Origin of the sequence: Staphylococcus arlettae (assembly GCF_002902345.1) — a bacterium.
GTDB classification, from domain to species: domain Bacteria; phylum Bacillota; class Bacilli; order Staphylococcales; family Staphylococcaceae; genus Staphylococcus; species Staphylococcus arlettae.
Genome location: NZ_PPQB01000033.1, coordinates 18,972 through 37,790, shown reverse-complemented (window position 1 = coordinate 37,790; position 18,819 = coordinate 18,972). Strand labels below are relative to the sequence as shown.

The 18,819-nt window shown below is 35.1% G+C and carries 16 protein-coding genes and 1 rRNA gene; all 17 read right to left on the bottom strand.

The features are described from left to right. Positions 1 to 66 precede the first annotated feature (66 nt). The 17 genes from rrf to pth all read right to left on the bottom strand — a co-directional run bounded on the left by rrf (position 67) and on the right by pth (position 18,784). Positions 67 to 181: ribosomal RNA gene (rrf, locus tag CD036_RS12930) — 5S ribosomal RNA — on the bottom strand. Between the two features lie 456 nt (positions 182 to 637). Then, the gene (lysS, locus tag CD036_RS12925) at positions 638 to 2,125 is read right to left on the bottom strand and encodes a lysine--tRNA ligase (RefSeq protein WP_002509819.1); all 1,488 of its coding nucleotides are present in this window, start codon (positions 2,123 to 2,125) and stop codon (positions 638 to 640) included. A gap of 342 nt (positions 2,126 to 2,467) precedes the next feature. After that, positions 2,468 to 2,947: a 2-amino-4-hydroxy-6-hydroxymethyldihydropteridine diphosphokinase gene (folK, locus tag CD036_RS12920; RefSeq protein WP_002509818.1), complete on the bottom strand. Its 480-nt coding sequence runs from the start codon at positions 2,945 to 2,947 to the stop codon at positions 2,468 to 2,470. Further along, positions 2,947 to 3,312, bottom strand: a complete 366-nt coding sequence (gene folB, locus CD036_RS12915; RefSeq protein ID WP_002509817.1) for a dihydroneopterin aldolase — start codon at positions 3,310 to 3,312, stop codon at positions 2,947 to 2,949. Before folB ends, folK begins: the two co-directional genes overlap by 1 nt. Next, positions 3,290 to 4,096: a dihydropteroate synthase gene (gene folP, locus CD036_RS12910; RefSeq protein WP_103388837.1), complete on the bottom strand. Its 807-nt coding sequence runs from the start codon at positions 4,094 to 4,096 to the stop codon at positions 3,290 to 3,292. The genes folB and folP overlap by 23 nt, the downstream gene beginning before the upstream one ends. A 198-nt stretch (positions 4,097 to 4,294) precedes the next feature. Next, entirely contained in the window at positions 4,295 to 5,227 is a 933-nt protein-coding gene (gene cysK / locus CD036_RS12905; RefSeq protein WP_002509815.1) for a cysteine synthase A, read from the bottom strand. 174 nt (positions 5,228 to 5,401) lie between these two features. After that, positions 5,402 to 6,271 carry an Hsp33 family molecular chaperone HslO gene (hslO, locus tag CD036_RS12900; protein WP_002509814.1) on the bottom strand — a complete coding sequence of 290 codons (870 nt, stop codon included), beginning with the start codon at positions 6,269 to 6,271 and terminating at the stop codon, positions 5,402 to 5,404. A gap of 210 nt (positions 6,272 to 6,481) precedes the next feature. Continuing rightward, positions 6,482 to 8,575 carry an ATP-dependent zinc metalloprotease FtsH gene (gene ftsH, locus CD036_RS12895; protein ID WP_002509813.1) on the bottom strand — a complete coding sequence of 698 codons (2,094 nt, stop codon included), beginning with the start codon at positions 8,573 to 8,575 and terminating at the stop codon, positions 6,482 to 6,484. Between the two features lie 256 nt (positions 8,576 to 8,831). After that, entirely contained in the window at positions 8,832 to 9,371 is a 540-nt protein-coding gene (gene hpt / locus CD036_RS12890; protein ID WP_002509812.1) for a hypoxanthine phosphoribosyltransferase, read from the bottom strand. After that, entirely contained in the window at positions 9,364 to 10,659 is a 1,296-nt protein-coding gene (gene tilS, locus CD036_RS12885) for a tRNA lysidine(34) synthetase TilS (protein WP_002509811.1), read from the bottom strand. Before tilS ends, hpt begins: the two co-directional genes overlap by 8 nt. Positions 10,660 to 10,822: 163 nt before the next feature. Further along, a complete protein-coding gene (locus CD036_RS12880; protein ID WP_002509810.1) occupies positions 10,823 to 11,224 on the bottom strand; it encodes a S1 domain-containing RNA-binding protein in 402 nt (133 codons plus the stop codon). A gap of 97 nt (positions 11,225 to 11,321) precedes the next feature. Further along, positions 11,322 to 11,720: an FtsB family cell division protein gene (locus CD036_RS12875; RefSeq protein WP_002509809.1), complete on the bottom strand. Its 399-nt coding sequence runs from the start codon at positions 11,718 to 11,720 to the stop codon at positions 11,322 to 11,324. A gap of 17 nt (positions 11,721 to 11,737) precedes the next feature. Continuing rightward, a complete protein-coding gene (locus tag CD036_RS12870) occupies positions 11,738 to 12,001 on the bottom strand; it encodes an RNA-binding S4 domain-containing protein (protein WP_002509808.1) in 264 nt (87 codons plus the stop codon). Further along, entirely contained in the window at positions 11,988 to 13,187 is a 1,200-nt protein-coding gene (locus tag CD036_RS12865; RefSeq protein ID WP_103388836.1) for a MazG nucleotide pyrophosphohydrolase domain-containing protein, read from the bottom strand. Before CD036_RS12865 ends, CD036_RS12870 begins: the two co-directional genes overlap by 14 nt. Further along, entirely contained in the window at positions 13,187 to 14,713 is a 1,527-nt protein-coding gene (locus CD036_RS12860) for a polysaccharide biosynthesis protein (protein WP_103388835.1), read from the bottom strand. The genes CD036_RS12865 and CD036_RS12860 overlap by 1 nt, the downstream gene beginning before the upstream one ends. After that, positions 14,703 to 18,215: a transcription-repair coupling factor gene (gene mfd, locus CD036_RS12855; RefSeq protein WP_103388834.1), complete on the bottom strand. Its 3,513-nt coding sequence runs from the start codon at positions 18,213 to 18,215 to the stop codon at positions 14,703 to 14,705. Before mfd ends, CD036_RS12860 begins: the two co-directional genes overlap by 11 nt. Beyond that, complete coding sequence (gene pth, locus CD036_RS12850; RefSeq protein ID WP_002509804.1) at positions 18,212 to 18,784, bottom strand: aminoacyl-tRNA hydrolase; 573 nt, start codon at positions 18,782 to 18,784, stop codon at positions 18,212 to 18,214. The genes mfd and pth overlap by 4 nt, the downstream gene beginning before the upstream one ends. Positions 18,785 to 18,819 lie beyond the last annotated feature (35 nt).

The following is an 18,819-nucleotide window of genomic DNA, read 5'->3' as shown; positions in this document are numbered from 1 at the left end:
ACCGCCGACCCTCTGCTTGTAAGGCAGATGCTCTCCCAGCTGAGCTAATTCTCCGTGTATGTATTCGCCTGGCAACGTCCTACTCTAGCGGGATGTAAATCCAACTACCATCGGCGCTAAAGAGCTTAACTTCTGTGTTCGGCATGGGAACAGGTGTGACCTCTTTGCCATTGCCACCAGACAATTAACTTACCTTTTAAATAATACATTGTTTTGCAATCACTTGCAATAGTCAATTTTACACTTCATTAAAATGTTTTTAACATTTCATTTACAAAATCATTTTTCGAACCAAGTTGTTTTTGACGACTTTTATATATTACTTCATTTTCTACAAAGTGTCAATCACTTTTTCACTTTTTTTATTAATTGTTGTTCTTAATAGTTAAGACTCACAATTACTGTGTTGAGTAGTGTTTCCTCAACTCGACTTGATTAAGTCTATCACAGAAATCTATTCATTTCTACTGTTTTTTAAGATTAATTTTATATTTTATTCATACAATATTCTTTTAAAGTTTCTTATTACTTCATTTTCTATTTAAAATATTAATACTATATTTGTAAAATGAATGCAAACAAAAAGCCATCATCTATTTATAACACACATAGATGATGGCTTTGTTAAGCGACTATTTTATTTTTGTTTCATTGTTGGGAACAGTAATACGTCTCTGATAGACGCTGAATTAGTTAACAACATAACCAATCTATCAATACCAATACCTAAACCACCTGTTGGCGGCATACCATATTCTAATGCTTCGATAAAGTCTTCATCCATTTCATGCGCTTCATCATTACCTTCTTCTTTTTCGACTAATTGTGCTTCAAAGCGTTCACGTTGATCGATTGGATCATTTAGTTCTGTAAAGGCATTTGCGTGTTCTCTGCCAACGATAAATAATTCAAAACGATCTGTATAACGTGGATCTTCTGGATTCTTTTTCGCCAATGGAGAAATTTCAATAGGATGACCATATACGAATGTTGGTTGCATCAATGTTTCTTCGACTTTTTGTTCGAAAAATTCATTTAAAATATGTCCATATTTCATATTATCTGTAATTTCAATGCCATGTTCTTTTGCTAGGTTTTTAGCTTCTTCATCTGTTTCTACTTCATAGAAATTGACACCAGTAGTCTCTTTCACTGCATCTACCATGTGCACACGTTTCCATGGGGACTCTAAATCTATTGTGTCTTCACCATATTGTACTTTCGCACTTCCAAATACATTGTTTGCAATTTCTCTTACCATAGATTCAGTCAAGTCCATGATATCTTTATAATCTGCGTATGCCTCATATAATTCTATCATCGTAAATTCAGGGTTGTGACGCGTTGATACGCCTTCGTTTCTAAACACACGCCCAATTTCATATACTTTTTCTAAACCACCAACAATTAAACGTTTCAAATGTAGTTCAATTGCTATACGCATATATAATGTAACATCTAGAGCATTGTGGTGTGTTACGAATGGTCTAGCTGCTGCACCTCCAGCGATTTGATGTAACATTGGTGTTTCTACTTCTAAGAATCCTTGTTTATTTAAGTAGTTACGCATTTCTTGTAAAATTTTACTGCGGTTGATGAATGTTTGTGTACTTTCTTGGTTGGTAATTAAATCTAAATAACGTTGACGATAACGTTGTTCGATATCTTGTAAGCCGTGGAATTTATCTGGCAATGGACGTAATGATTTTGTTAGTAATGTGAATGATTTTGCTTTAACTGAAAGTTCACCTGTATTTGTTTTAAACATTACACCGTCGACACCAACGATATCACCTAGATCAGATGAATTCCATATTGCAAATTGATCTTCTCCTACTTGGTCTTTACGTACGTATATTTGAATTTGACCTGATAAATCTTGTACATGGGCAAAGCCAGCTTTACCTTTACCTCTTTTAGTCATTATGCGTCCTGCAATAACCACTTGACTTTCTTCTTCTTTGTCATGTAACTCATCTTTAGTAAAGGCATCCCAATCATGATGGAGTTGGTCTGCTTCCGCAGTACGGTCAAAACGTTTTCCGAATGGATCAATTCCTAAATCGTATAACTCTTGTAGTTTTTGGCGACGCACCTGCATTTGGTCATTCAATTCTTCTGACATTTACTTTCTCTCCTTTATGCTTCTTGTTCTACTTTTGTTCTGTTTGACACGCTTCTAGTACATTAATCATTGCTAGCTCTGTTTCTAATTGGTTTAGCTTTTTTTGTGCTTTTGTTATCATCTAGATCCTTTAGATACCAACAGGCATTTTTACATTATACTATGACGCCAACTTTTCACCTTTTAATTTTACTAAACGATGCAAATGTAATAAAGTAATTTCTACTTTTAATAGTTGCTGCGTAATGTAATTTTCATCAATTCATCGACGGGTACTAATGTTTTCTACTTATCATTCATTACAACATCAATGCTAGTATTATCTAGACATTTTGTGCAAGCTTACGCTTTATACTTCTTTACTGAGTCATCTGGGATGACTAATTCTTCAATAGTTTTGTGTGAACGTGGTTCTTTATACGCACCCGCTATATCATTTAATGGAATTAAAACAAACGCACGTTCAAACATCCTAGGATGAGGTATAACAAGATCCGCTTCCTCTATAATGTCATCACCATAAAGTAAAATATCTACATCCAACGTTCTCGGACCCCAGCGTATATCTCTTACACGATGTAACTGATGTTCTGTTTGTAAGCATTTTTGTAATAACATTTTCGGTGTTAATGATGTTTCTACTTCTATGCATAAATTTAAAAATTGTGGTTGTTCCACGTAACCTACTGGTTCTGTTTCATAAACCGGGGATACTTGTGTCACGTTAATGTTTTCTGTATGGTCTAAAATCTCTATCGCCTGCTCTAATTGTGATAATCGGTCGCCTACATTACTACCTAAACCTAAATATGCATATGTCATTAGTCATTCTCCCTCACTATTTCGATTCCCACTCCATCATAGTGACCTGGAATTGGTGGGTTTTCTTTAGTGATTCTGACTTTCGTTTCCATTACACGATTATAGTGTGAATTTATACGTTTTGCAATACGTTCTGCTAGATGCTCTAACAAATTTACTGCTGTACCTTCCATAATTGCTTTCACATCTTCAAATACTTCACCATAATGTACTGTGTCAGCCACATCATCAGAATGTCCCGCTTCTGTCAAATCAACCTTTAATGTAATATCGACAATAAATATTTGTCCGATTTCATTTTCTGCAGCTAGTGCTCCATGGTACCCATAAAATTTCAGTCCATTAAGAAAGATTGTGTCGTGCATACTCATTCTCCTTTAAAAAATTTAAACTGTGACTAACCCTAGAGTTTAGTTGCACGTTATGTACCCTCACTCCTTGAACGCCTTTCATTATACCATATGCAGTCGTTGCTGCAGTCGCTTCATCACGTTCTAATGGTTCTGTATCATGTCCTATCATTTCTTTGATAAATCTTTTTCTGCTTGTTGCTAATAGTATCGGATACTCTGTCGCTACCAATTCATCTAGTCGTGCCATCACTTCATTTTCTTCTTCTCGTGTTTTAGCAAAACCAATACCTGGATCTAACCAAATTTTATGTTTTGGTATTCCTGCCATCTCTGCTTTATTTGCTTGTTTTAAGAGAGACACTAGCATTTCATCCATGACTGGCTCTGTTCTATGACCATCACCATTATGCATAAGTACAATTTCACATTCATATTTAGCTACAACATCAATCATTTTTTCATCGTATAGGCCTGCCCATTGATCATTAATCATTGTTGCGCCTAATTTCATAGCAGCCTCAGCAACTTCACTACGATAAGTATCGATAGACAATTGAACATCATATGGTGCTAAAGCTTTAACTACTGGCACTACACGTTCCAATTCTTCTTCAATGCTAATTTCTTCATATCCTGCTGGACGTGTAGATATACCTCCGATATCAATAATATCTACGCCTTCGTCTATCATTTCTGTTGCGCGTTGAACTGCATTTTCAACTGTATTGTATTTGCCACCATCAGAAAATGAATCTGGTGTGACGTTAAGTATCCCCATAATCTTAGTTTGTCCCATGATGCTCTCCTTTTCACTTATAAATTCTATATTGGCAGATTATATACATTATTAATAATAACGCGATTTTCTATTTTTTTCAGTAGTAAGAGCTTAAATAATTGAACCTTATTCAGCTTATTGTTGTTATGTATAATCACAAAGAAACCGAGCACAATAAATGCGCTCGGTAAATGTAAATTGTTATATATTATATTATTAATTATCAAATGAATATAACGGTGTTGATAGGTAACGCTCACCATTACTTGGTAATACTGTTACAACTGTTTTGCCTTTACCTAATTCTTTGGCTTTTTCTAATGCAGCTACTATAGCAGCTCCAGATGAAATACCGCCTAAGATACCTTCTTCTTTAGCTACACGACGTGACATATCCATAGCTGTTTCGTTAGCTACTTTAATAATGTCGTCATATACTTCAGTATTTAGAGTGTCTGGTACGAAACCTGCACCTAAACCTTGTAATTTATGTGGTCCTGGTTCGCCACCGCTAAGTACTGGTGAATCTTCTGGTTCAATTGCGACAATTTGAACATCAGGGTAAGTTTCTTTTAGCACTTTACCAACACCACTTAGCGTACCGCCTGTACCAACACCAGCTAAGAATGCATCGATTGATTTACCTTCGAATTGATTAACTAACTCTGGACCTGTTGTTAATTCATGTACTTCTGGGTTAGCAGGGTTTTCGAATTGTTGTGGCTCGAAGTAACCTTTTTCTTCTTTTAGTTCTTTAGCTTTTTTAATAGCACCTTTCATCGCTTCAGCACCTGGAGTCAATACTACTTCTGCACCGTATGCTTTTAATAAGTTACGGCGTTCCTGACTCATTGTTTCTGGCATAGTGAAAACTGCATTATAACCTTTAGCAGCACAAACAAATGCTAAACCAATTCCAGTATTACCACTTGTTGGTTCTACAATAGTGTCCCCTGGTTTGATTTTACCGTCTTTTTCAGCTTTTTCAATCATTGCTAATGCAATACGGTCTTTAACAGAGCCACCTGGGTTTTGATATTCTAATTTTACGTATACATCTGCAGCATTTTCATCTGTTACTCTATTTAATTTAACTACGGGTGTATTACCTATTACGTCTACAATATTTTCGAATCTGTTGTTTGTCATAAAAAAATGCTCCTTTTAATAAAAGTTTAAGTTGGAAATAAAACTTACTTTTTCTCTCGGATATCTTTTATTTTATCAGATTTTTCTGTAAATACAACTATAAGCGTTTATTTCTGTGAAAATATTTATTTTTATAACTATAGAAAATAAATTTACACGATAACTTTCGATTTTTTATATTAATGCTTGTAACTCTGCTTCACTAAATTGATATTTGTTACGACAAAAATGACATTCAGCTTCAGCGCCGTGATCTTTTTCAATCATATCTTTGATTTCTGCTTCCCCTAATCCTTTAATAGCGTTTAAGAACTTATCATGACCACAATTACATTCAAACTGTGCCGGTAATTCTTCTAAAATTTGGACATTCTCTTCGCCTAAAATTTCGTATAATAATCCTTCTGCTGAAGTGCCTTGATCAATCAATTGTGAAACTGGAGTCATGTTGTTGATTGCTTCTTCTAATTGTGCAATTGTTTCTTCTTGTGCTCCTGGCATTACTTGAATAATAAAGCCCCCAGAAGCTTTAATTGTATTATCTGGATTTACCAACACACCTAAACCTACTGATGATGGTACTTGTTCACTTTTAGCAAAATAATAAGTGAAATCGTCACCTACTTCTCCAGAGACAATTGGACTTGAACCGGAGAAGTAATCTTTCATACCGATATCTTTAACTACTGTTAGCGAACCATTGGTACCAACTGCTCTACTGACATCTAATTTGCCGACACTATTTAATGGAAAATGTGTTTGTGGTTGAGTAACATAACCTCTAACATTACCTTCTGCATCTGCATCTGCAATCACTTTACCTACTGGTCCTTGCCCATCTAAAGTTACTGTTAATTTTTGCTCACCTTTTAACATTGCACCCATCATTAATGTAGCAGTCATGGTACGGCCTAGGGCAGCTGAAGCTGTCGGCCAAGTATAATGTCTTGTTTGCGCTTCTTGCACTGCCTCTGTTGTCAATGCACTGTATGCTCTAATTTGACCATCAAATGCAAGTGCTTTAATAATATAATCCTTCGTCATTACTCTATTCTCCTTTTTGTGTTTATAGTTATATCATATCCATAATTGATCAATCATCAACATGATTTCGTGAAATAACTTTTCATTCCATATATTCTAATGGGAATAGCTAAAAATTGCTAAATATTTGTCTGACACAATGTAGCTTTTATTACATCAAAAAACTCTTTCCACTAATTCTATATAGCGGAAAGAGTTTTTTTACAGTGATTAATTTCTGGTGCTAGGATCATTTGGATCACTTGGATTGCTTGGCTTATCGATATTTGGCGCTTGTTCATGGCCAGTATCTTCTTGTGAAGTATTATCGTCAGTGTCATCATCCGTTGAGTGATTTTCTTGTGTATCGTCGCTGTCATCTGTATCTAAATCTTGTTCTTTACGAATTTCATCGTAAGATTTACCATACTTGCCTTCTTCAAATTCAGAATCAGTTTTGTCGACAACTTTAGCATCGTCGTAATTAACTTCTGGTAGTACGCCATCGTTAAATAATGATTTGATTTGTTCAGCAACTAATGTTTCTTCTGTTAATAATGTTTCAGCAATTAAAACTAATTGTTTTTTATGTTCTAATAAAATGTCTTTAGCTCGTGCATATTGCTCTTTAACAATACGTTGTACCTCTTTATCAATTTCATAAGCGATTTGACCGGAGTATTCTGGATCACCTTGCATATCTTTGCCTAAGAATACTTGACCACCGCTACCACTTGAAAATTGAAGTGGACCTAATTTTTCACTCATACCATACTCTGTAACCATCTGACGAGCAATATGTGTTGCACGTTCAAAGTCGTTTGAAGCACCTGTTGATACTTCACCAAAGTTAATATCTTCTGAAACACGTCCACCGAGTAGACCACAAATTTTATCGAGTAATTCAGGTTCAGTCATTAAGAAACGATCTTGTTTAGGTAACATCATTGCATAACCACCTGCTTGGCCACGTGGTACAATTGTCACCTTATGCACAACTTCAGCTTCGTCTAGTACCATACCTATAATAGTATGACCCGCTTCGTGATGTGCGACAATATTGCGTTCTTTTTCTGAAATAACACGTGATTTTTTAGCAGGACCGGCAATTACACGGTCTGTTGCTTCTTCAATGTCACGCATATCGATTTTCTTCTTACCTTCACGCACAGCAACTAATGATGCTTCATTTAGTAAGTTTTCCAAATCGGCACCTGAGAAGCCTGGTGTTCTTTGTGATATTGCTTTTAAGTCAACTGTTTCATCAAGTGGTTTATTTTTCGCATGTACATGTAAGATTGCTTCACGACCTTTAACATCTGGACGACCCACTTGAATTTGTCGGTCAAAACGACCTGGTCGTAATAATGCAGGGTCTAGAATGTCTGGTCTGTTTGTCGCAGCTATCATAATGATACCTTCGTTTTCACCAAAGCCATCCATTTCAACAAGTAATTGGTTTAGTGTTTGTTCACGTTCGTCATGACCGCCACCAACACCAGCACCACGTTGACGACCTACAGCATCAATTTCATCAATGAAAATAATACATGGTGCATTTTTCTTAGCATTTTCGAATAAGTCACGTACACGGCTCGCACCGACACCGACAAACATTTCTACGAAGTCAGAACCACTGATAGAGAAGAATGGCGTACCTGCTTCACCTGCAACTGCACGTGCAAGTAATGTTTTACCAGTACCTGGAGGACCAACTAAAAGAACACCTTTAGGTATACGTGAACCCATTTGTTTGAATTGCTTATTGTCTTTTAAGAAGTCCACAATTTCCACTAATTCTTGTTTTTCTTCATCTGCACCAGCTACGTCAGAGAAGCGAACACGTTTTTTCTGGCTATCGTACATTTTAGCTTTAGATTTACCAAAGTTCATCATACGACCGCCGCCACCGCCACCTTGGGCTTGGCTTAAGAAGAATATAAACAGTAGTGCAATAATTAATACTGGAATCAGTGTTGTTAATATGCTGACAAATACACTTTGTTTTTCTTCTTCTTTAACTGTAAATTTCAAGTTATCTTGTTTTTGTGCTGTATCAGTTATTTTTTGTAATTCTTTGTCGTTGTTATATAAAATAGTTGAAGAATAATCTTCATCATTTTTAGTTTTACCACTTACCATATAAACACTTTGTTCAGGTTGAATTTCAAGTGATTTTAAGTCACCTTTATCTAATTTTTCAACAAATTGGTTATAAGTAAGCTGTTTTGGCATATTGCCATTTCCATTTAACCATGAAAATAAGCCAAAAATTATAACGCCAATAATTGCGATAACTAGCACATTGCGAAAGGCTTTCTGCATGCGTTGTTTCCTCCTACTTCAATAATAAAACTAACAAAAATTGTAACACAACACTTAAATGGTAGGCTAGTATTTCACCTTTTGCGTTGCGCTTTCAATCCCGTTGTTTTCCTTGTTATTTATTCTAAATTCATTGTTAAATAGTTCATTTATTTTATACTATGTAAAAAATAAAACACCAACTTTTAATTACTTAAATAAATCGGGTGGAATTTATAGTATATAACAACATGGTTTATGATGAAACGTTATTGCCTTATTTTGAATAAACTTCTGGTTTTAATGTACCAATGTAAGGCAAGTTACGATAATGTTCTCCATAATCTAGGCCATATCCTACAACAAATTCATCTGGAATCTTCTTACCAACGTATTTAGCTTCGATGTTGGCTTTACGACGGTTAGGCTTATCTAATAACGTAACAATTTCTAATGAGTTGACGCGACGTGATTCCAATAGTTCTGTAATTGACTTTAATGTTGTTCCTGTTTCTAAGATATCTTCTAAAATAACGACATCTTTACCTTCTATTGATGAGCTTAAATCTTTTAAAATTTTTACTTCCCCAGTAGATTCAGTGCCCCCATGGTAACTAGATACATCCATGAAATCGATAGCTAGGTGTGTATCAATACGCTTAATTAAATCAGCCATGAACATAACTGATCCTTTTAAAATACCAATACAAACTAATGGTTTCCCTTGGTAATCTGCTGTTAATTTAGCTCCTAAATCACGACAAATCTCTTGAATATCGTCTTCACTGAGTAATACTTCTTTTAAATCCTCATGCATTGTCTCTTTCATCTCCCATAAATTTTATCAAAATTGAATTTTGAATGTATTCTGCTTTATACAAAGTGCCAACTGCAATAATCTCATTTTGTGCGTTTATTACTATTGGAGTCTGATCCCTCTCCGCGTCCACTACTTTACGATCAATAAAAAGTCTATTCACCTTTTTATGCCCTTGTTTACCACTTAATTGATAACGATCACCTGGTTTCCGAGTTCGGATTGTCAGTGGGTATTCTTCGGAAGGTAAAGTCTCATGAATATGAATTTGATAATGACCAAAACGATAGTGACCTTCCTGTGAAATTTGCATTGTCCTCAAGATCTGATTATCTTTTGCCATTATTATAAATTTATCATATGCAATGTGAATTATCCATTTATCCGTAGAAAATAATGTTGCTTGCGCTACACTACTCGCAAGTTGTCGAAACCATTCAATATATGTTTTTTCGGCAAAACCAAAAAGTGCATCCATGTCATTCAATACGTTATCAAGTACAGAGACTTTCAATGAATACTGTAAGTTATTAAATGGTTCTCGTGCAAGTGTTAATTTCGTGGTGCTGTAATTACCATGTTCAGCCACAAATGAACGTGCCTGCTTATGTAGTATTTCTCGTTGTTCATCGTGCCAAGTTTTTAATTTTAATAGGTGTTGCGTTGATAAGTGGGTATTTTCTTCGATGGTAGGTAATATACGATTGCGAATATCATTACGTACATATTTATTATCATGATTTGTAACGTCTTCAAAAAATGGTATCTCATATTTCTTTTGTACAGCTTTAATATCCGCTTTAGTTACTTCAAGTAAGGGGCGTGCTATTTTATAGCCATTGCGATAACTAACTGATGCCATACCTAAGCCGCTTCTTGTGGATTTTCCTGTCATCAAGCGATAAAAAATTGTTTCTATTTGGTCGTCTTGATGGTGTGCTGTCAATAAGACATCCGCGCCAAGTTGATGCATCTGCGCATCAAACCAACTATATCTTAGCGTACGTGCTTCATGTTCAATGCTTTTTCCTTGTGCCATCAACGTTGATAAATCAAGTGTCGTAGTAAATAAGTTGATATGATGCTGCTCACAATAGCGTTGAATAAAATGCATTTCATCCGTAGATGCTTCCCTTATATCATGATTGACATGGAGGCATGTTAACTGTTTGTAACTATCTGCAAATGTTGTTGTTAGTGCATGCAACAATACCATACTATCTATACCTGTTGAGACAGCTAACACAATATGATCTGCTGTTGACCAACTCTCTGTATTAAGTTCCAACTCAACACCTCCAAAACTATGATATATTACTTGTGCAATTCAAGTGTAAATTTGAACCTACAATAAAAACAGACTGTTTTCTATCTAACAGAAAACAGTCTGTGGTTGTTATTGCCAGATACAGCAACGTACACTTTAGTCAGAACAACAATCAACCTTTATATTAACGTCTTGAACCTCTGCCACCGCGTCTAGATTCTGTTTGACGTTTTATGGATGTTAATTTATCTTCACTATCTTTTAAGAAATTATTTAATTTCTTTTCAAAATCTTCTGGTTTAGATTGTACCTGTTTTTGACTTGGTTTACTTTGTTGTGGTCTACGTGGACGATCTTTTGCTTTTTTAATAGAGAGACTAATTTTGCCGTCGTCAGCAATTGTAAGTACCTTTACTTCAACTTCATCCCCAACAGATAAATGATCTTCAACATTCTCAACATAATTATCTGCAACTTCACTTATGTGAACTAAGCCACTTTTACCTTCAGGAAGCTCGACAAATGCGCCAAACTTTTTAATACCAGTGACTTTACCTTTAAGCTTGTTTCCTACTTCGATTGACATATTGTAAATAAATCCTCCCGATTAGATTCGATTTTAACCTTATTATATGCTTGTTTCTATAATTTAACAATGGTATTTAAATTAAATAAATATTTTTTTATTTATCTTGTTTAGATGCTTTATCTTCTTGTTTAGATTTATCACCAGGTAATTTAAAAATAACTTCACCATCGTTACTTAAATAATAATCATCACGTGCTACTTTTTCAATATAACTTTTATCATTTAAATTATTTAATTCTTCTTTAAGTGCGAGCTCTTCATCTTGCTGCTTTTGGTATCTTTCTTGTTTATCTTGTCGTTCTATTGAAGCTTCCTCGTTACTTTTTGTTTGAGTGACAAGCATAACAACGAGAATTAAAATAATAGCTAATAAAATACCACCAAATAAGGTGATACGTTTGCGTACTACGCGACGGCGCATTTGTTGCTTTTTTTTCTGTTGGTTTTTGTCAGAAGTATAGGTATTGCCTATATTTTCTACTTTTTTTCCCATCGCTTGTCACCTCCTAATTAATTATCATTCACACGTTCTTCTTTAAGTAATTCGAACATGCCTTTCGCATTTTCTTTTGTCGCATGTTCACTGAGACCAGTAACTTTTATCGTGATGATTTTTTGACCAAAACGAATTACTAATTCATCATCAACTTTAACATCTGTACCGGCCTTAGCTACACTACCATTAACGGTAATTCGACCTTGATCGCTAATTTCTTTAGCTAAAGTACGACGTTTTACTAAACGTGACACTTTGAGATATTTATCTAATCTCATTGTCGGTTCCTCCTTGTACTAAATATTGTTTTAATTGCGTTTCATCGAGCGCCATTGCTTTGGTTTCATCATATAATTTTAAGAAATGGTCTGCAAATACTTTTTCAAACTTCACACGAGTTTCTTTACCTTCTTTAGCTTTAGCTGTAGACCAAATTTCTTTTAACTCTTCAATATTTTCTGCTTGCTCATCTCCGAACACATGAGGATGTCGACGTATCATTTTAGCAGTCACACTAGATAGTACTTCATCTATATCGAAGTAGCCTGCTTTTTTACCAATACTTGAATGCAAGAATACTTGTAGTAAAATATCGCCCAATTCTTCTACAATATGCCAATCATCTTCATTATCTATCGCTTCGAACAACTCAAAAGATTCTTCGATTAAATAACGTTTTAGTGATGTATGTGTTTGTTTGTTATCCCACGGACAACCTACTTCATCATCAACTAAACGATCGATAACTTGTGTCGCGAAAGCAAAATCATTATAAAATGCTTGCTCGTTTTCAACTATAGGAATAAAAACGCTCGTCACATTACTATAAATATCGCTATAGTGGTCTAATTCGAATAAAGGTGTTTCGATAACACGTGCTTGGCTACCTTGTGCACCATCAACAATATAGACCATTTGTTCATCAGGATAGCGTTCCATTAATGTCACTTTGAGTTCACCAGCAATTAGGGCGCTATAGACTTGTGTAATTAAAGTATGTGTTCTTATATTTAGCTGTGCTGTATGAATCGCTGTAGCATCTAATAAAGTGAAGCCATCATTAGGGTCCACATTTACCGCATTAAATACATCGTCAATAAAACTTTTACCCCCTAGAACCTCTACTTCAATGTCTGTGCTATCTTTTGTCAGTTCAAACAATTTAGTCGTTGTCGTTTCTGCCACCCGAGGATGTCCAGGAACTGTGTAGACGATATCAGTATGTTTAGCCGCTTCTATTAAATGATTGACAATATGATCATACACGGCTTCAAATGACTCGTAAGTTTCATATATATTATCAAAACTTTCAAACTGAAGTTCTGCTTGTAATTCTGTAATGACTGGATGATCTAAAGTACGAGTATATACTTGCTGTTGTTGTTGTAAAAAACGATAAACACCTAACGGTAGCTCATCAATACCATAATTTCCTAAGCCTACGATTGTGATTTTATGACTCATCAGTGTCGCCCTCTCTTAATGTGATAAATTTTGTCTCCAAACGGCAAATGTTTTAATTCTCGATATTTAAGTATTTTCATCCATATTATAGCACTAATCAAGGTTACTACACCGACCACAGCAGCAATTAGTAACTCGATTAATCCACTAAGTCGTCCTGTAGAAGGTATCAACCATAAACAAAGTTGGACAACGCATGACATCACTACCATCGCAATCGTTAATTTGATGCTAAATATTTTTAAGTTGCGAATGTGGTAATGTTTCAATACCTGTCTTTGTAAAATGAGTACTGTCACGACGAGAGATAGCACAGTGGCACAACTCCCTCCTAGTAAACCTATTTGAGGTATGAGGATAATATTTAATATCCCCTTCGTAATCATGCCCACCGCACAGCCGATAAATACTATTTTTTCATTATTTACAACTTGTAATAATGACATTTCCATCATAATTAAAGAGACACAAATAACCGTCAACATATAAACGATCAGCGTTGCTGTTTGGCTATCATTTTCAAAAAATACACGATTCATAACTGGCAGTAAATTGATTAATCCAATGCCTGCCGCCGTACTAATTACTATTGTAATTTTAAGTGACGCATTGGCATAACGATTCATCAATACGGTCTGCTCTTGTTTTTTAGCATCCGTTAATAAAGGAATAAGTACAAAACAAAACGTTGTCGTCACAATTAAACCCATCTGAATAAATGATGCACCTCGATCAAATACGCCTTTAAGCATGATGGCATTCTCAAAGCTTAATCCTTGGAGTTGCAATGCATGTATCATTGTAAAGCTATCAATAATTTGCCATAAAATGACAATCAAATGACTCACCGCAAATACAATAATTGCTAGCGATAACTGTCTCCACGCGATTGTCTGTGTTGTTTGCCTAAATTTAAATGGTTTTTGTTGCACTAAATAGAGGCTAGAAACTAAAAAACCCAAAGCAGAGCCTGTAATAGCTAATGCGCCCGATGCATAGATAGACCAATTATATTTACTGTACAACACTATAGCCACCATAATAATTGCGACACGTATCACTTGCTCTAGCACTTGTGATATTGCCGGAATATTCATTTGCTGTTGGCTTTGATAATACCCACGTAATACGCCCAATACTGCTATAAACAAAAAGCTAATACTAGCAGCACGTAACATCGGCGCCAAATTGCTGTCACCCATTAGCTGTGCTATCCACTGTGCGCCTAGGCAAACGATTAAAAACAAAGCCACGCTGCACCATTGTAATCGTAGATATACCTTAGTGTAGACACCATGCTGTCTATCATTCCCCAACGTTTGTGTCACTGCACTAGGAATAGCATTCATCGACAAAATGACACCCAATGCCACAAGCGGATACACTTGTTGATAGGCATATAATCCAGCATCTCCTAATACATTTTGGTATGGCACCCGATAAATAGCACTTAGTATTTTCACCATAATTAAGGCGATTGTCAGAATAACCACACCGTTAAACGCTGTATTAGTTTTAATTCGCATCCTCTATTACCATACTTTCTTCTAAACATTTCGCTAAAAATTTCAGGTTTTCAAACCATTGTTTCGCTTTCGTTAACGTTACTTTCATTTTACCATCTTGTACGCCGACTTTCATTGCACGACCTAATGGTTGAGTTTGCTTAAATAATGTTTCGCCATTAATATCTTGTGTAGCTTTTTCTGACAGATAAATTTCTATCTGTTTCCCTTTATCTTTAATTGAAGTCACACCTACATGTAATGCATGTACTTTAATCTCCATCATATCTAACAAGCGTTCAACTTCTATTGGATATTCATTAAAACGATCTAACAATTCGTCTTTAACATCTATTAACTGTGTTTCGCTTTCAATTTTCCGTAATTTTTTATAGATCTCAATTTTCGCTTGTTCATTTTGAATATATTCTGCTGGTAGATATGCATCAATATTTAACTCTATTTCTACTTCTGGCGCTTCTTCACTTTCAGGTTTAATACCACGTTTTTCATTAACTGCCTCTTCTAACATTTGTGAATATAAGTCAAAGCCAACAGAGTCAATGAATCCATGTTGTTGCTTTCCAAGTAAATTACCAGCACCACGAATATTCAAATCGCGCATTGCAATTTTAAATCCTGAACCAAGCTCTGTAAACTCTTTAATAGCTTGTAATCTTTCTTCAGCAGTTTCTGTTAAAACTTTATTCGTTGGATGTAAGAAATAAGCGTAACCTATACGACTAGAGCGTCCTACCCTACCACGTAATTGATAAAGTTGACTTAAACCGAAACGATCAGCCTCTTCGATTATTAAAGTATTAGCATTAGGTACATCAACGCCTGTTTCAATAATTGTCGTCGTCACTAACACATCATATTCATGATTAATAAAGCCTAACATCGTTTCTTCCAAATCTCGTTCGGTCATTTGACCATGTGCTACACCAATATTTGCATCTGGTAACAACATTTGTAACTGTTCACGTTTTTCATAGATTGACTGAACTTTATTATACAAATAGAACACTTGACCTTCACGTGATATTTCACGTTCCAATGCTTCTTTTATAAAATTCGTATTTTGTTCTAGCACATACGTTTGTACAGGAAATCTATTTTCCGGTGGCGTTTCAATAACAGATAAATCACGTACACCTAACATACTCATATGCAACGTTCGTGGGATAGGTGTTGCCGTAAGTGTTAGAACATCAACATTTGTTTTTAAAGATTTAATACGTTCTTTATGGCGTACACCAAAACGTTGTTCTTCATCTACGATAAGTAACCCTAAATCTTTATAACTAATATCTTTACCTAATAACTTATGTGTTCCAACGACAATATCTACTTTTCCGGATTTTAATCCTTCTTTAGTTTCTTTAATTTCCTTCGTTGTTCTAAAACGACTAATCAGTTCAATGTCTATAGGGAAATCTTGCATTCGTTCAATTAATGTTTCGTAATGTTGTTGAGCTAAAATGGTCGTCGGCACTAAAAACGCGACTTGTTTGCCTTCGTAGATTGCTTTAAATGCAGCTCGTACAGCTACTTCTGTCTTACCGTAACCCACATCACCGCATAGCAGCCTATCCATAGGTCGTTGTTGTTCCATATCTTGTTTGATTTCTGTGATAGACTTCGCTTGGTCCGCTGTTAAATCGTATGGGAAATCTAATTCAAAATCATTTTGCTCAGCAGTATCTGGACCATATTGATAACCAACTGACATTTCACGTTCTTTATATAAAGTAATTAACTCATCCGCAATATCTTCAACACTTTGTTGTACTTTTGCTTTAGTTTTTTTCCATTCAGTTCCACCTAATTTATTTAATTTAGGTGATTTATCTTCAGAGGCAACATATTTTTGCACTTGATCCATTTGATCAACAGGTACAAACAATTGGTCAGTCCCTTTGTACTGTAGCTTGATATAATCTTTGTGTACGCCTCCGACTTCCAGTGTCTCCACACCTAAATAGCGTCCAACCCCGTGATGCACATGTACCACGTAGTCGCTAACTTTTAAATCTTGATATGATTTAATTTTTTCTGCATTTGATAAAGTTTTCTGTTGTTTACGTTTTTTCTTTTGTTTAGATTTAAACAATTCACGTTCAGTTACGACTACCAATTGCATATAAGGTAATTCAAAGCCTTCTGATAGACTACCTTCAGTAATTACTGCGCAACCACCTTCAATGTCATTACTATGTCCATCTATAAACGTAGGTATATGCATTTCACTTAACATAGACTGAATTCTTTCTTTTTTTACTTCAGTTTCAGCTAAAATGACAATAGTATAATCATTTTGAATGAAACGTTGAAATTCTGAGCGCATAATATCATATTGACCGTAGTACTGTTGCACCGGTTTACAAGAAAATTTAATAATATGATTGAGTTTCACAGGCATAGTCGCAGTAAATAAAGTGAAGTAAGCGACATTGAACGCATTTAAATGTGATTCAAAATTATCGTAACTTATAAAAGTTTGTCCGATAAAGCCTTTACCACTTTCGATTAAGTTTTGGCTAAACTCATCCGTTTCAGTAGTTAAAGTTTGTTCTGTTTCTTTTATTCTATTATATTCATCTACAGCAATGATTGCGTCATCTTGGAAATAGTCAACAAGTGTTGCCGGTTGTTCATACATGAATGCGACTAAACGTCGTAACACTTGATGATCAAAATGAGTTTCTTCAAATAATTTAAAACTTTCATATGTTTCTTTTAAATCATTTCTGACTGCTTTATCAATTTTAGGTCGCGTCTCTTCATATGCTTTTTGCAACTGTTCCTTAGTATGTTGTAATACTTCATCTGTAATAATATAGTCGCTAGCAGTCGTAATGTGTACTTGCTCTATATTTTCGTTAGAACGTTGTGTTTCAACATCAAAATCTCTAATTGAGTCGACTTCCGTATCAAATAATTCGATACGTACGGGTTCCCCAATTAATGGATACACATCTATAATGCCCCCACGCAAAGAAAATTCTCCAAGGTTTGATACAACACTTTCACGGCGATATCCCATATTAACTAACTTTGTTAAAAATGCATCGACATCAATATCATCACCAACTTGTAACGTAAGCTGATGTGCTTTCCACATATCTACAGGTGTCAACCATTTTTTCAAGCCATTTAATGGAACGATAAATAAGCCTCTCTGATTTTGAGCCAGTGCCGTTAAAGTTCGGACACGCTCACTCATAAATTGAGGGCTTTGTGTTGAAAATTCTTCTGTCATAATATCTTGCATTGGATATTTATAAATATCATTAGCAGGCACAAATTGTAATAAATCTGTTTCTAGTTTATCAGCTTGATATAAATTATTAGTCACAATTAAGAGCTGTTTACTACTTTGCAAAAACTTTTCTGCAATAATTGTTGCTTTTGCAGACGCTGATAATCCTGTCACTAAGATATTATCTTCACCAAATACTTCGTTTAATTCTTGGTAACGTTTGTCATTGTTAATATAGTCTGTAATTATTGATTTCACTTTATTTCACCATTATATTCATTCATCACATTATCAAAGCGAGATGTCTCAATAAACGCTTCTACTGCTCGTGCTGAATGGTCTATTACTTTATCCATAATTACCCTTTCCGTTTTGGAAAATTTTTGCAACACATAGTCAACTATTGCCATACCATTGCTTGGTCGATCAACTCCAATACGAATACGTTTAAACTGGTCAGTACCTAACATTTGGATAATAGATTTCATACCGTTATGTCCACCGGCACTTCCTTTTTGTCGCAAGCGAATTTCACCTTGAGGTAAGTCTAAGTCATCATATAAAACGATTAAGTCTTCTACTTCAATATTATAGTAATCCATCAATGGTGCTACAGCTTCTCCTGATAAATTCATCATCGTTAAAGGTTCGATAAACATCACTTTCTCTTGACCAATACGTTCGATTGTATAAGCACCTTTAAACTTTTGTTTGTCTAATGTGAAGTTATGTTGTGCTAACATATAATCAATCACTTCAAATCCAATATTGTGCCGAGTTGATTCAAAGCGCTTCCCTATGTTGCCAAGGCCAACAATACATTTCATTGTATTTCCTCCATTTACTGTCATTCTTTATTTAT